The sequence below is a fragment of the Roseibium sp. LAB1 genome (assembly GCF_054658235.1).
This window is the reverse complement of the sequence record NZ_BAAGIB010000002.1, coordinates 1,464,608-1,477,750: the sequence shown is the minus strand read 5'-3', so window position 1 is coordinate 1,477,750 and position 13,143 is coordinate 1,464,608. Positions and strand designations below refer to the sequence as shown.

Genomic DNA, 13,143 nt, shown 5'->3' with positions numbered 1-13,143 from the left:
ATCCAAACAGCCGTTGCCGGACAGGAGCCGGATTGCTATACGCCCGGCACAACAGGCAGGAAAGCACCAATGACCAGCAGCCTTCTGGACGGCCGGAAGATCAGGACGATTTCCATCGTCGGCAACGGACCGATTTCCGAAGCCGATGCGCCGGAGATCGACAAGGCGGACCTGGTGCTGCGCTTCAACAGCGCGCCGGCCCTTGGAGCCGCCGGTCAGCGGGTCGACGTTCTGATGCTCAACCGGGCGCGGGTCTATATGTCGAAGCGGATCAACCCGCTTGCCCTTGAGCGCGCGCCGGAAGTCTGGGTGAATGACATTCAGGAGAACGGCGAAGTCGACTGGCTGTTCGCGCGCGAATGCAAGCCGCGCTATCTGGGGTTCGGCCCATCGAACAAGGCGCGGGAACACCTGAAGAGATTCGACCCGTTCGACCGCAGCAATCCGACATCGGGCGCGTCCATCATCGCCGAATTCCTGGATGTTCTGCCGGACGCCGAAATTCACCTCTTCGGCTTCACCCATCAGGGCAAGCAGCACACCCATGACTGGGATGCGGAAAAGCAGTGGGTCCAGCAGCTCTGTGACGAGGGGCTCATTCACAAACACCTGACACCGGGGCCGAAGCCGCGGCGGAGCCTCATGGGCAAACTGGAATATGGACTCCGTTTTCTGGAAAAACGGGCCAAGCATTATCTTTACAACAAGATCCTGCATTCCTCCGCAAGCACGAAGCGCCGGATCTTCGGACAGGACGCCTGAGCCGCCGGAATTGTACCCGACAAGTGCCCGCAAAGAGCCCGGCCGGGTTTGAAGTCCCGGTCGCGGGCTGGCAAGCGGTTGAAAAAATCAGCACTTTCCACAGGCGGGTGAATATCACCAGGAGTTCATATGAACGACTGACCGGTTTCATGTGAGCCAACTAATCTTCCCGAAAAACCCAGCATTAGCCGCGATTGCCGCAAGGGTGGAGCCGTGTCCGCGGGCAGGCTTTGTCCCACGGACGAGTGCGTGGGTTCTTCAGGAATTACAGCCTGACATCCCATGAATGATCGGGATTCTTCAAAATTACTCCGTTCCCTCTTGCGGACGCGGTCAAGGCGTCTTTTAATGTTCATATGAGCGTCATATAACGTTCATATGAAAACAATACGAAACGCAGGCGTTATCGTTTCTGGTGCCGATGAAGCCATTTCGGCGCCAAGTGAGAACCAACTGCTGACCGGGGCAAAAACGCCCTGCTAGATGGGAGCAAATGAACATGGCTTATCGCAAGACCGTCGCCAGCCTCGTGGCTGCGGCCGCCCTTCTGGGCACGTCCTCCGCTTCTTATGCGGCGACCGACATCACCTGGTGGCACGCCATGGGCGGCAAGCTCGGCGAAGTGGTTGTCGACATTTCCAACGGCTACAACGAATCTCAGGACGCCTGCCAGATCACGCCGGTATTCAAGGGCACCTATGAAGAAACCCTGACAGCCGGTATCGCAGCCTTCCGCGCTGGCGAGCAGCCGAACATCCTGCAGGTGTTCGATGCTGGTGCCGCCACCATCATCGGTGCCAAGGGCGCAGTTGTCCCGGCTCAGGACATTCTGGAAAATGCCGGCGCCACCTTCAATATCGAAGATTACATCGACGGTGTCCGTTACTTCTATGCCGATTCCGATGGCAAGATGATCGGCATGCCGTTCAATTCTTCCACGCCGATCCTCTACACCAACGAAGATGCCCTGAAAAAGGCTGGTGTCGAAGCTCCGAAGACCTGGGAAGAGTTCCAGGAAATCGCTCCGAAGCTGAAGGAAGCCGGTTATGTGCCGCTTGCACAGTCTCACCTGCCGTGGATCTTCACCGAGAACTTCAAGTCCCGTCATAACCTGCAGTTCGCAACCAACAACAACGGTTACGACGGCGCGGAAGGCACCAAGCTGGTCTTCGGCGACCCGATCAAGAACCACTTCAAGGCCGTCAAGGGCTGGCTGGACGATGGTCTGTTCGGTTATTACGGCACCGGTTGGGGTGACAACCAGACCCCGTTCAACGAAGGCAAGGTTGCAATGTGGCTGGGGTCTTCGGGCTCCTTCGGCGGCATCGCTGACACGGTCGACTTCCCGTTCTCTGCAACCTATCTGCCGTACTGGGACGCTGTCGAAGGCGCGGGCACCGGCACCTTTATCGGTGGTGCAGCCTTGTTCGCCATGTCCGGCAAGCCGGACGAGGAAAACAAGTGCGTTGCGTCTTTCTTCGAATACCTGACTTCTCCGGAAGTACAGTACATGTGGCACAAGGAAACCGGCTATGTGCCGATCACCAATGCCGCCTATGAACTGGCCAAGAAGGACGGTCACTACGACCGCAACCCGGCTGCCGAAATCGGTATCAAGCAGCTGACCCTTCCGGGCGGCGAGTGGACCAAGGGCTACCGCATGGGCTTCTACGTCCAGATCCGCGACGTCATGAACCGCGAATACGGTAAGATCATGTCTGGTGACGCCACTGTCGACGAGGCTTTCGCCACGATCGAGGGAGACGGCAACAAGCTCCTGGAGCGCTTTGCCAAGACCACCGGCAACTAAGCCTGACTCATCTGAACGACCGATGGGGGCGCTCTGCGCCCCCGTCGACCTTTGAGTGTGGCCGCGGATTCATACCATTTCGTCCGAAAATATGCGTCTATGGCCAGGCGGGCCGCCGGGTTTCCGGCAGCCGGCGTCCAACGTTCCCGGTGGTCGAGAAACGAAATAATGAAAAAAGTCCAGTTTCAGTCTCCGTGGCTGCCCTATTTGCTGCTCCTGCCGCAGCTCGGCATCGTGACGGTCTTCTTCCTGTGGCCAGCCGCGCAAGCGATCCAGTCCTCCTTCTATCTCGAGGATCCGTTCGGTTTCGGCTCGACCTACGTCGGGCTCGATAATTTCAAGGACATGATCACCTCGACCGACTACGGTCGTGTGGCCCGGTTCACGGCGGTCTTCACCTTCTTCGTGACATTCCTGTCGCTGGGGCTTGCCCTTCTGCTGGCGGTCAAGGCAGACAAGGTCTTGCGCGGGGCGTCCTCCTACAAGACGCTGCTGATGTGGGTCTATGCGGTTGCTCCGCCCGTCGCCGGCCTGATCGGCGTGCTCCTCTTCGACCAGCATGTCGGCCCCATCGTCGAATTGTTCGCGCTGTTCGGCTGGAAGATGCAGATCGGCGTAAGCTATTTCGACACCAGCTTCGCCATGATCGTTACCGCCGTCTGGAAGCAGATCCCGGTGAACTTCATCTTCTTCCTGTCCGGCCTGCAGGGCATCTCCAAATCCGTTCAGGAAGCCGCCAGCATCGATTGCCGGTCCGGTTTCCGGCGTTTCTGGACAGTCACCTTTCCGCTGCTGGCCCCCACCGGGTTCTTCCTGCTGATCATCAACATCACCTACGCCTTCTTCGACACGTTCGGCATCATCGACGTCATCGTGAAGAACGAGCCTGGCAACAACCCGGTGACCCTGGTCTACAAGGTCTATCTGGATGGTTTCCGCGGCAATGACCTTGGCGGATCGTCGGCCCAGTCCGTCATCCTGATGGTGATGGTGTTCATCCTGACAATCATCCAGTTCCGCCTTATCGAGCGGCGCGTGCACTACACGTAAGGGAGGCGGCGATGAAAAAACTTCAGATCTCGGACCACGTCATTCTACTTCTTGGCGTCTTCTTCATGGTCACGCCGGTGGTGCTGGCGTTTCTGACCAGCACGCATGATGCGATCACCATCTACAAGGAAGGCATCCAGTTCACGCCGGGTGGCAAGTTCTTCGAAAACTATCACACGGTCCTGTTCGAGGCTGGTGGCTTCACCAAGGAAGTCAACGGCTTCGTCATGCTCAAGAACTCGATGATCCTCGGCCTCGGCTTTGCCATCGGCAAGATCGTCATTTCCATGCTTGCGGCCTATGCGATCGTCTATTTCCGCTTTCCGATGGCAACCCTTTGCTTCTGGGTGATCTTCGCAACGCTCCTGCTGCCGCTGGAAGTGCGCATTCTGCCGTCTTACGAAATCGTCCAGTCCCTAGGCATGGTGAACACCTATTCCGGCCTGATCGTGCCGCTCATCGCCTCGGCGACCGGCACCTTCTTCTTCCGGCAGTTCTTCATGTCGGTTCCGGACGAACTTCTGGAAGCCGCCCGTATCGACGGCGCCGGTCCCTGGAAATTCTTCAAGGACATCCTGGTGCCGCTGTCGCAAACGATGATCGCGGCAATCTTCATCATCATGTTCGTCTATGGCTGGAACCAGTACCTCTGGCCGACGCTGATCACCACCGACGAGAGCCTGTTCACCCTGGTACGCGGCATCAAGCAGATCCTGCAGGTATGGGTGGGCGCGCAGATCCCGGACTTCAACGAAGCCATGGCGCTGGCGATCCTCGCCATCGTGCCGCCGGTGCTTATCGTGGTGATTTTCCAGAGCTGGTTCGTCAAAGGGCTCGTCGAGAGCGACAAGTGAGGTTTTAAGATAAATGGCAACGATAACTCTCGACACGGTCCGCAAGGTCTATGGCGGCAACGTGGAAGCGGTCAAAGGCGTTTCCATCGACATCGCGGACGGTGAATTCATCGTCCTGGTCGGTCCGTCCGGCTGCGGCAAGTCCACGCTGCTGCGCATGATGGCTGGCCTCGAGGAAATCACCACAGGTGAGATCAAGATCGGCGATCGCGTGGTCAACAACGTCGACCCGGCCGACCGCGACATCGCGATGGTGTTTCAGAACTATGCGCTCTATCCGCATATGTCGGTCTACAACAACCTTGCCTATGGTCTGAAGAACCGGGGCATGGCCAAGGACGAGATTGACCGCCGGGTGAAGGAAGCCGCCCGCATCCTGGAAATCGGCGACTACCTGGATCGCAAGCCGCGCGCTCTTTCCGGCGGTCAGCGCCAGCGCGTCGCCATGGGCCGCGCCATCGTGCGCGAACCGGCGGCTTTCCTCTTCGACGAACCTCTGTCCAACCTCGATGCCAAGCTGCGCGTGCAGATGCGCGTCGAGATCAAGCGCCTGCAACGCGCGCTCGGCACCACCAGCGTCTACGTCACCCACGACCAGTTGGAGGCCATGACGCTGGCCGACCGGCTGGTGGTGCTGAACGGCGGTAATATCGAGCAGATCGGCGCACCGATCGACGTCTACGACAAACCGGCCTCCACCTTTGTCGCCAGCTTCATCGGCTCGCCGGCCATGAACCTTCTGGACGTGAAGGCTGACGGCAACGGCCTGTCTCTGGCAAACGGCCCCGGCCTCAAGGGCGCTAACGCCAAGGGCGGGGATCGCTACACGATCGGCGTCAGACCCGAGCATCTGGAAGTCGTTTCCGGTCCGGGCGAAGGCGACGGCATTCATCTGGAAGCCAGCGTGAACGTACTCGAACCGGTCGGGGCGGAAAGCTATCTCTATGCAAGCTTTGCGGAAGGTGGTGCGGAGATCCTGGTTCGCGTTTCCAGCCATGCCCGTCACGAGCCCGACGAGAAACTCTATCTGAGGGCAGCACCGGAGTACGTGCATTATTTCGACGCCGACACCGGACGCCGGGTCGACTGATCCGGAACCTTCAGGCGAGGCGGTTTAACGAGGGCCGCCGGACCCGGACAGGGCCACCCCGGGCAACCGGGGTGGCTTTTTTACTTTTGAATTCCGGACACTCTCCTGACGGTGCTTGTCAGGAGAACGGCAGGAGCTGTCTGGAACTCCTGACGCCGCTCTGGCAAACACCTTGAAGACCGTGTCAGGAGACGCTTTTGGAACCCTTCAAGAACAACATTTCGCCGGATCTGGTGCGCTGCATCGGTGCTCATGTCGCGCAGCATCACGACGGTTTCGACCGGTTGGGTTTCGAAACGGACATTCTGGCGGAGCTGGATCACCTGGAGCTCAAGCAGCGGGCGGGACTGATCGCAAGGCATCTGGACAGTCACCTGCCACAGGATCTGACAACGCGCTTTTCCATTTTGAAAGCCATGCTGCACCCGATGACCGAAATTGCCTTCGACCGGGGCAGCGACGAACGCGGTATCCGCGGTTGGGGCATGATGCCGCTTGGCATGGTTGTCGCGGCCAGCGGTCTGGACGATTTCGACGCCTCGTTTGCGCTCTTGAAGGAAATGACCAAACGGGCGACGGCCGAATTCGACGTGCGCCCGTTTCTGGCACAGGATCAGGAACGGGCGCTCGCCATCATGGCCCCTTGGGTGAAGGACGAGAGTGTTCATGTGCGCCGTCTGGTCTCGGAAGGTACCCGGCCGCGTCTGCCATGGGGCATGCGGCTTCAGGCTCTGGTGGCCGACCCCACACCCACCCTGCCGCTTCTGAACGCGTTAAAGGACGACCCGGAGGATTATGTCCGCCGGTCCGTTGCCAATCATCTCAACGACATCGCCAAGGACCATCCTGATCTGGTGGCGGAAATTGCCAAAAGCTGGTTGAAGGATGCGGACAAACCCCGTGGAAAGCTCGTGCGTCACGCCTGCCGGTCGCTGATCAAGCAGGGCCATGCGGCAACGCTGGAAGCCTTCGGGCTCAATCCGCCGGAGGTCCGGGTCGAAGGTCCGCAGATCACGACGTCAGAAGTCGCTTATGGAGAGGCGGTCGGCTTCACCATCGAGGTGGTCTCGGCCAGCAGCAACCCGCAGGATCTTGTGCTCGACTATCTGGTCCATTTCAGGAAGGCCAACGGCACGCTGGCGCCCAAGGTGTTCAAATGGACCAAGCTGACACTGGGCCCGGGCGAACGGCTGACCCTGTCCCGCAGCCATGCCATCCGGCCGATCACCACACGGGTCTACTACGGTGGCACGCAGGCGGTCAGCCTCAGGATCAACGGTCAGGACTTCGGTTTCTCGGAGTTCGAGCTGGTGATGCCTGAAGCAACCCGATGATCGCGGATCAGGACAGCCGCTTCAGTCTGAGCATCCCCAGGATCCCGAGTGCGGGGCCTATGGCCATCAGCACAAACACGCCGGGCCAGCCGATCAGATCCGCCCCGAGCGGCGTCAGTTGAACCGTGAAAAAGGTCAGCGCGAAGCCGAGGGCAGTCTGGAAGCTCATCAGGCTGCCGGCTTGGTCAGGGGGCGCATAGTCGGCGACAAGGGCCGAGAACTGGGCTGAATCCGGCAGGATGGCGGCGCCCCAGACGAGGACGCAGAGGATCGTCAGCCAGACGGGACCGCCGAAGGTGAGGGCCGAGGCAAGTGCGGCGGTGCCGCTGATGACCATGGCGGCAATCGCGATATTCGCCTTGCCGACACGGTCGGCCATAACCCCTGCGAGAACGCAGGCACCACCGCCTGCCGCGATAGCCAGGAAGGCAATCAGTCTGGACAGGGGGAGCGCGGTTTCTGCAGGCATCTGCGCGGAAAAGGAGACGGCCAGGGCAACGCCGATCCAGGCCCACATCGCGTAAAGTTCCCACATGTGGCCGAGATAACCCGCATAGGCGTAGCGGATCCTGGGGTTGGTCCAGGCGGTGAAGATGGCCTTCACTTTCATGCGTGGAGCCTTGGCGTGAAACGGTCCCAGACCTGTGAAGAGGCACAAGACCCCACCCGTCGCAGAAGCGATCGAAGCAACGCTCAGGCTCCAGCGCCAGTCGGTGCCGCCGAGCAGTGCCAGAAGATGCGGGGCAGCGGAGCCGAAGGTGAGTGCACCGACGAGAAGCCCAACCAGAAAGCCGCGGTCCTTCTGACCCCAGCCGACCACGATCTTCATGCCGACCGGATAGACCCCGGCGAGCAGCACACCGGTCGCGAACCGCGCCAGGACCGATACCGGACCTCCGGGTTCTACAATCAGCAGACTGGCGTTGAAGACGGCGGCTAAAATGGCGCTAAAGGCAAAGAACCGTCTGGGGTCGATCCGATCGGCCAGGCCGAGAAAGGCAGATACGACAGCACCGACAACGAAGCCGATCTGGACGGCGCTGGAAAGCGCCGCCTGGGCAAAGTCGGATATGGCAAACTCACGGGTCAGATCGGGCAGGATCGCCGCAGACATGAACCACAGGCTCATGGCGGCGATCTCGGCAAGCATCAGCAGGCCGAGAGAACGCCATTTGCCTGCCATTTCACTCGGCAAGACCCAGCTCCTTCTGTTGTTTCCTGGTCAGCTTCGACGCGATGATCTTGTGAGCTGCTTCAATATAGGCTTTCAGATCCGCGTCGGATAGCGCGCCTTCCTCTTCCATCTGCACCCATTTGGCGCGGGCAAGATAGGGCGCCGGAATGAGGCCTTCCTGCTGGGTGAGCAGCGAGTAGGAGATGTCGGAGCACTTGAAGCTGATCCGTGGAAAATCGCCCTCGCCCCAGCCCGAGCAGATGGCGAAGATCTTGCCGCCGACCTTCCACACCGAGGCATTGCCCCACTGGATGACATGCGTGGTCGCAGGCAGCTGCTTGCAGAATGCATCGAATTCGTCGCGGGTCATACGAAAGCTCGTCTCGGGCAGGAAGGCGGACAGGCCGAAAGAAGCGCAGAGTGGCTTCTTGACCGCCAAGGTGCAAGCGCCATGGCGAGAAAACGTGTGAACTCCAGTTCTGTGGAATGCCGGCAACGGTACGCCATTGAAATTAGGTCATCAGACAGCTTCGGCGGCGCAGCGCCTTCCGGCGCCCCGACTGTCGCAGGCAGCCGGGGAGTGGAAGGTCTGGGCTTTCGGGCTTCGGGACCGGAAGCCAAGCCGGCGGAAAAACGCTCTCGCCAGCTTCCGATAGAAAAGCCTGCGCCGTTTGCGGACTAGCCGGAGGCTTCTTTGGCGCAAAAGAACGTGTTCGGGAACCTGCATCGGCCACAAGTCGGCATGATAGGGATAGAGCGACCTGACCGGATCGTTCCAGGCAGGCCTGCCGTCCAGGGTGCAGTCCAGACGCAATGGCAGGGAAAAAGGAATGAGCATGAGAAGCTCCCTTCAATTTTGATTTTGGAGAAGAGGTATTCTCAGATAATCTCATGAAGGACGGTTATTGCCATGTTTTCTAAATGAAAACGAGATTTCAAAAATGAAACGAAACATAGATTGGGAAGATCTCCGGCTCTTTCTGGCCGTCGCGAAAGCGGGTGGCCTGGCCGGTGCGGCAGACAAGACAGGTGTCAGTTCCGCAACGCTGGGGCGCCGGGTTTCGGCACTGGAGAAAAGCCTGGATGTCCGTCTGGTGGAGCGGGAGGCGCGAGGCTACAAGCTGACCGCTGCCGCGCACGATCTCCTGCGCTACCTGGAAGACATGGACCAGACTGCCCGCAGCATCGATGCCTGGAAAGAGGGCGAGGGGCTGCGCCGGCGGATCCGGATATCGGCCGGAGACTGGACAGCGCGGCTGCTCATCGACAATCTGTCATCCTTCTGGACACCTGCCGCCGGCTGGGTGCCGGAAATCCTCGCTGACCTCAGAAACCGCGATATTGCCCGCCGGCAGGTCGATATCGGCATCCGCAACAGCCGGCCGAAACAGGCCTGGCTGGCGGGCCAGAAAGTTGGACAGGTGCACTATGCCGCCTATCAGGCTGTCGGCGTGGCACAGGATGCAGAGCCCGGCTGGGTCGGGCTGGTGGAAGACGATGCCCATTCGCCAACAGGCCTGTGGCTGAAGGAGAACCATGGCACAGAGGCGGTTGTCACCGTCAACAAGGCGTCGCTTGCGCTGTCACTGGTGCGCAATGGCAATGCCCGGATGCTGTTGCCGACCTTTGTCGGCGATGCGTTTCCCGATCTCCTGCGCATCGACGGACCGTTCGAGAGCATGGAAACCGAGAGATGGCTTGTCATGCATCAGGATGAACGACATGAACCAACAGTTCGCCAGGCTGTGTCCGCTCTGACGAAGTTCTTGAAACAAAACCCGATTTTGTCTTCGTTCTCCTGAATAATTCACAGAACAGTGAAAGCAAAAATGGGTGAATGCCTGGCTCCTTGAATCAATTTTAACGAAGCTCCATATTTAATTGTGAAAGGAACCAGTTGGTTCCGGTCCGGATGCCTTGAAAGGGTCCGGGCGCAAGGTCGCTTCGACAAGGACTTTGAGGATGTCACGCATGTCAGCGTTTTCTAGCCCGTTCATGCTCGGGTTCGACGATATCGAGCGCGTGCTCGATCGCGTCTCCAAGGCCGCCAACGACGGTTATCCGCCCTATAACATCGAGAGACTTCCGAAAACAGAAGAGCAAGGCGATGTTATTCGGATTACACTGGCGGTGGCAGGCTTCACAAGAGAGCAGCTTGAAGTCTCCGTTGAGGAGAGCCAGCTGGTCATCCGGGGTCGTCAGGTGGACGACAAGAGCCGGCAGTATCTGCATCGCGGCATTGCCGCCCGTCAGTTCCAGCGGGCCTTTGTCATGGCCGAGGGGATTGAGATCCTCGGAGCCGACCTGAAGGATGGACTTCTGTCCATCGACCTGGCACGCCCGGAACCGGAGCGTGTCATCAGAAAAATAGAAATCTCCAGCGGCGAATGAACGCTCGTCGGCCAACATATGGAGAATAACTGATGCAAAACCCCAATAGCCCGTCCTGGGCAGACCGCACGCTACTTTCCGAATTCATGTCGGTCGATGAACTGACCGAACTGGGCACCGGAGATGTCGCCTACATCAAGCCGATCAAGGCTCGGGATCTGAAGGAGATGTTTCCGGATGTCCCGCCCCTTCACGACAACATGACGCTTTACGCGCTCCTCAACGCGGACGGTACGCCGATCCTGCTTGCGGACAGCCGGGAAGCGGCCGTTGCCAACGCTTTCGAAGCAGATCTTGAAATGGCGTCCCTGCACTGACGCCAGCCGCAACGAGACTGCAAAGACGATCACGACACCGGCCCTTTGGCCGGTGTTCCTGTTTGTTGGCCCCAGCTCTTCGAAGGGAGCAGCTCAGGCACAAGTCCCAATATCGTGGCGAACCCAATGGCGCTTGCGCTTGCGAATTCAATAGCGCACACCGAATTGGGAAGGCCGTGCAAAATGGACCGTCACTGCTTCCTACGCGGAACGAATGCATGCATTCAGCCGTGATTTTGGTTAACCAAGGCGAGAGATTATTCTTTCGTCGTAGGGTCTCCGCCTGTCGGGGCGACCATTTTGTGGCGCTATGACTTCAATGTGCTCGCATCTGGAGGTGTACCCCGAAAGAGTGACGCTTGCCGGCCGGGCACGTGAGTCTCGCTCGGTGTGCAAAAGCTTCATGCTATCTTGGGGAAGACCAGTCCCGGTCAAGGATGACGGCTGGGCAGTATCGGCAAACAGACAACAGTCTTGAAAGTTTCGCATGAAAATCAGCGCGATCACCAATTGGGCATATGGGATTACCGTTCTTCTGACCGGGTTGTCCGGTATTGCCTTCATTCTGTCCGTGCAGAGCGCCCACGAAGAACGGGCTGCGGTGGAACAGCACCTGGCGCTGGACCGGCTAGGTCAGCAACTTGAAATCGATGCCGAACTGAGAACGGATGAGGCTCGCCTCTACGTCATGCGCGGGGACGCCGCGCACCTTGACGCATTAGAGACGGTAAATGAGGAAGAGCACCAGCTTGAAGACAGGGCACGCCATGCCGAGCAGATCGGGGCGAGCAAGGAAGAACTAGCCTTTTTGCTAAAAATCGATGACCGCATCGACGCCCTGGAAAAGCTGGAACTTGAGGCCATTGACGAATTCAGGGCCGGGAATACGGAGCGCGCACGGACGCTCCTCTTCAATGACGAACATTACCGGCAGCATACCCGGCTGTTGAAGGACATCGAGACCTTCCGAAGTCAGGTAAATATGCGCACGGGCACGGCACTGGAACTTGCCAGGCAGCGCAGCGATTGGGCCGGGCTGACCGCCCGCATCATGCTCGGGCTGACGGCGGCTTTGTTTATCGCGGTTCTTTATTTCGTGCTTCGCCGGCGCGTTGCTCTGCCGCTCACCCGCATGACCGGCATCGTCAACCGGCTTGCCACTCAGGACTACGCGGTCGAAGTGCCGCTCGACGGCCGCAGGGACGAAATCGGCGAGCTGAATGCAGCGATCCATGTCTTTCGAGAAAACGGACTTGAAAGAGAGCGTCTTGATGCAGAGCGCCGGCGCGATCTCAAAATGAAAGATCTCATCCTGCAGATGATGCATCGTCTGCAGGCCTGCCAGAAGCTGAACGAACTGTCCGATGTTGTCAGCCGGTTTGCACCGCAAATCTTTCCGGAGCTTTCAGGAGGGCTCTATGTTCTCAACGAGCAGCGGAACCTACTGAAGCAGTCCGGCGCCTGGAAATCTCCTCAGCCATCCGGCGAAAGTTTCAGTCCCGACGATTGCTGGGGGTTGCGCCGGGGGCGGGCGCATTGCAGCCACAGCGGTACGGAAGACGTCAATTGCAGTCATTTTGCCGATACGTCTTCAACCGGTCTTTGCGTTCCGCTTACAGCTCAGGGAGACATCATCGGTCTCCTGAGTTTCAAGGATCTTGCCGGCGACGGCCAAGCCATAAAGGAAGCGCAGCTCTATCTGGAACTGATCGCCGAAAACGTGGCGCTTGCTGTTGCCAATCTTCAACTGCGGGACAAGTTGACCCAACTTGCGGTGCGCGATGCGCTGACGGGACTGCTTAACCGTCGCTCGCTCGATCAGGACCTGAGCGAGAGGAGCCGCGACAACGCGATTGCTCCGCTTACCTGCCTGATGATCGATATCGATCATTTCAAGCGCTTCAACGATGAATTCGGCCATGACGCGGGTGATCTGGTGCTGCAATCCTTTGCAGGTGTCCTGACGGAAACGATTGAAAATCGCGGGTCATGCTACCGCTTCGGCGGCGAGGAATTCGCGGTACTGCTGCCTGCCATTTCACAAAACGAAGCCATTGAGATTGCTGACCGCATTCGCTGGCAGACCGCAAAGACGACAATGACACACCGGGCCACGGTGTTGGCGCCGGTCACGGTCTCTATTGGCATCGCCGCAGCGCCCAAGGGCGGGTCCGTGGCGACGCTGCGCACGCGGGCCGACGTTGCCTTGCTGGCGGCGAAGGAAGCCGGACGGGACCGGACGGTGTACGAAAGCGGCCAGGGACATCAGCAGGTTGCCGGCTGATCGAGAGCTGCCTGCGCGGCGGCTGATGCGTTCAGAATGAAAGATATCTGCAATGTGAAACGCCCGCAGAAGCAGGA

13 protein-coding genes are annotated in these 13,143 nt (G+C 59.1%); 10 read left to right on the top strand and 3 right to left on the bottom strand.

Features of this window, described 5'->3' with window-relative positions:
• Positions 1–69 precede the first annotated feature (69 nt).
• The 6 genes from ACYQ54_RS16750 (at position 70) to ACYQ54_RS16725 (ending at position 6,900) form a co-directional block, all read left to right on the top strand.
• Complete coding sequence (locus ACYQ54_RS16750; protein WP_460084219.1) at positions 70–762, top strand: hypothetical protein; 693 nt, start codon at positions 70–72, stop codon at positions 760–762.
• Positions 763–1,261: 499 nt separating this feature from the next.
• Positions 1,262–2,572, top strand: a complete 1,311-nt coding sequence (locus tag ACYQ54_RS16745; protein WP_460084217.1) for an extracellular solute-binding protein — start codon at positions 1,262–1,264, stop codon at positions 2,570–2,572.
• A gap of 168 nt (positions 2,573–2,740) precedes the next feature.
• The gene (locus ACYQ54_RS16740) at positions 2,741–3,622 is read left to right on the top strand and encodes an ABC transporter permease subunit (RefSeq protein WP_460084214.1); all 882 of its coding nucleotides are present in this window, start codon (positions 2,741–2,743) and stop codon (positions 3,620–3,622) included.
• Between the two features lie 11 nt (positions 3,623–3,633).
• Positions 3,634–4,476, top strand: coding sequence for a sn-glycerol-3-phosphate ABC transporter permease UgpE (ugpE, locus tag ACYQ54_RS16735; RefSeq protein WP_460084211.1), 843 nt, complete (start codon positions 3,634–3,636; stop codon positions 4,474–4,476).
• A 13-nt stretch (positions 4,477–4,489) separates the two neighbouring features.
• Positions 4,490–5,566 (top strand): sn-glycerol-3-phosphate import ATP-binding protein UgpC, encoded by a 1,077-nt coding sequence (locus ACYQ54_RS16730; protein ID WP_460084208.1) that lies wholly within the window; start codon positions 4,490–4,492, stop codon positions 5,564–5,566.
• A gap of 197 nt (positions 5,567–5,763) precedes the next feature.
• Positions 5,764–6,900: a DNA alkylation repair protein gene (locus ACYQ54_RS16725; protein ID WP_460084206.1), complete on the top strand. Its 1,137-nt coding sequence runs from the start codon at positions 5,764–5,766 to the stop codon at positions 6,898–6,900.
• Positions 6,901–6,907: 7 nt separating this feature from the next.
• On the opposite strand, the gene ACYQ54_RS16720 is transcribed toward ACYQ54_RS16725, so the two are convergent.
• The 3 genes from ACYQ54_RS16720 to ACYQ54_RS16710 all read right to left on the bottom strand — a co-directional run bounded on the left by ACYQ54_RS16720 (position 6,908) and on the right by ACYQ54_RS16710 (position 8,912).
• Entirely contained in the window at positions 6,908–8,095 is a 1,188-nt protein-coding gene (locus tag ACYQ54_RS16720) for an MFS transporter (protein ID WP_460084203.1), read from the bottom strand.
• A complete protein-coding gene (locus tag ACYQ54_RS16715) occupies positions 8,085–8,444 on the bottom strand; it encodes an MmcQ/YjbR family DNA-binding protein (RefSeq protein ID WP_460084201.1) in 360 nt (119 codons plus the stop codon). Before ACYQ54_RS16715 ends, ACYQ54_RS16720 begins: the two co-directional genes overlap by 11 nt.
• Before the next feature lie 150 nt (positions 8,445–8,594).
• Entirely contained in the window at positions 8,595–8,912 is a 318-nt protein-coding gene (locus ACYQ54_RS16710; RefSeq protein WP_460084199.1) for a hypothetical protein, read from the bottom strand.
• Between the two features lie 103 nt (positions 8,913–9,015).
• Between ACYQ54_RS16710 and ACYQ54_RS16705 the strand changes: the two genes are divergently transcribed.
• The 4 genes from ACYQ54_RS16705 (at position 9,016) to ACYQ54_RS16690 (ending at position 13,066) form a co-directional block, all read left to right on the top strand.
• Complete coding sequence (locus tag ACYQ54_RS16705; RefSeq protein WP_460084197.1) at positions 9,016–9,876, top strand: LysR family transcriptional regulator; 861 nt, start codon at positions 9,016–9,018, stop codon at positions 9,874–9,876.
• A gap of 160 nt (positions 9,877–10,036) precedes the next feature.
• Positions 10,037–10,465: an Hsp20 family protein gene (locus ACYQ54_RS16700; protein ID WP_460084195.1), complete on the top strand. Its 429-nt coding sequence runs from the start codon at positions 10,037–10,039 to the stop codon at positions 10,463–10,465.
• A gap of 32 nt (positions 10,466–10,497) precedes the next feature.
• Positions 10,498–10,782, top strand: a complete 285-nt coding sequence (locus ACYQ54_RS16695; RefSeq protein WP_460084193.1) for a BQ00720 family protein — start codon at positions 10,498–10,500, stop codon at positions 10,780–10,782.
• Between the two features lie 487 nt (positions 10,783–11,269).
• Entirely contained in the window at positions 11,270–13,066 is a 1,797-nt protein-coding gene (locus ACYQ54_RS16690; protein ID WP_460084191.1) for a diguanylate cyclase, read from the top strand.
• Positions 13,067–13,143 lie beyond the last annotated feature (77 nt).

Coding starts and splice junctions, on each gene's coding strand:
- ACYQ54_RS16710 (WP_460084199.1), bottom strand. CDS start 8,912: ATGCTCATTCCTTTTTCCCTGCCATTGCGTCTGGACTGCACCCTGGAC.
- ACYQ54_RS16715 (WP_460084201.1), bottom strand. CDS start 8,444: ATGACCCGCGACGAATTCGATGCATTCTGCAAGCAGCTGCCTGCGACC.
- ugpE (WP_460084211.1), top strand. CDS start 3,634: ATGAAAAAACTTCAGATCTCGGACCACGTCATTCTACTTCTTGGCGTC.
- ACYQ54_RS16705 (WP_460084197.1), top strand. CDS start 9,016: ATGAAACGAAACATAGATTGGGAAGATCTCCGGCTCTTTCTGGCCGTC.
- ACYQ54_RS16700 (WP_460084195.1), top strand. CDS start 10,037: ATGTCACGCATGTCAGCGTTTTCTAGCCCGTTCATGCTCGGGTTCGAC.
- ACYQ54_RS16695 (WP_460084193.1), top strand. CDS start 10,498: ATGCAAAACCCCAATAGCCCGTCCTGGGCAGACCGCACGCTACTTTCC.
- ACYQ54_RS16750 (WP_460084219.1), top strand. CDS start 70: ATGACCAGCAGCCTTCTGGACGGCCGGAAGATCAGGACGATTTCCATC.
- ACYQ54_RS16730 (WP_460084208.1), top strand. CDS start 4,490: ATGGCAACGATAACTCTCGACACGGTCCGCAAGGTCTATGGCGGCAAC.
- ACYQ54_RS16740 (WP_460084214.1), top strand. CDS start 2,741: ATGAAAAAAGTCCAGTTTCAGTCTCCGTGGCTGCCCTATTTGCTGCTC.
- ACYQ54_RS16690 (WP_460084191.1), top strand. CDS start 11,270: ATGAAAATCAGCGCGATCACCAATTGGGCATATGGGATTACCGTTCTT.
- ACYQ54_RS16745 (WP_460084217.1), top strand. CDS start 1,262: ATGGCTTATCGCAAGACCGTCGCCAGCCTCGTGGCTGCGGCCGCCCTT.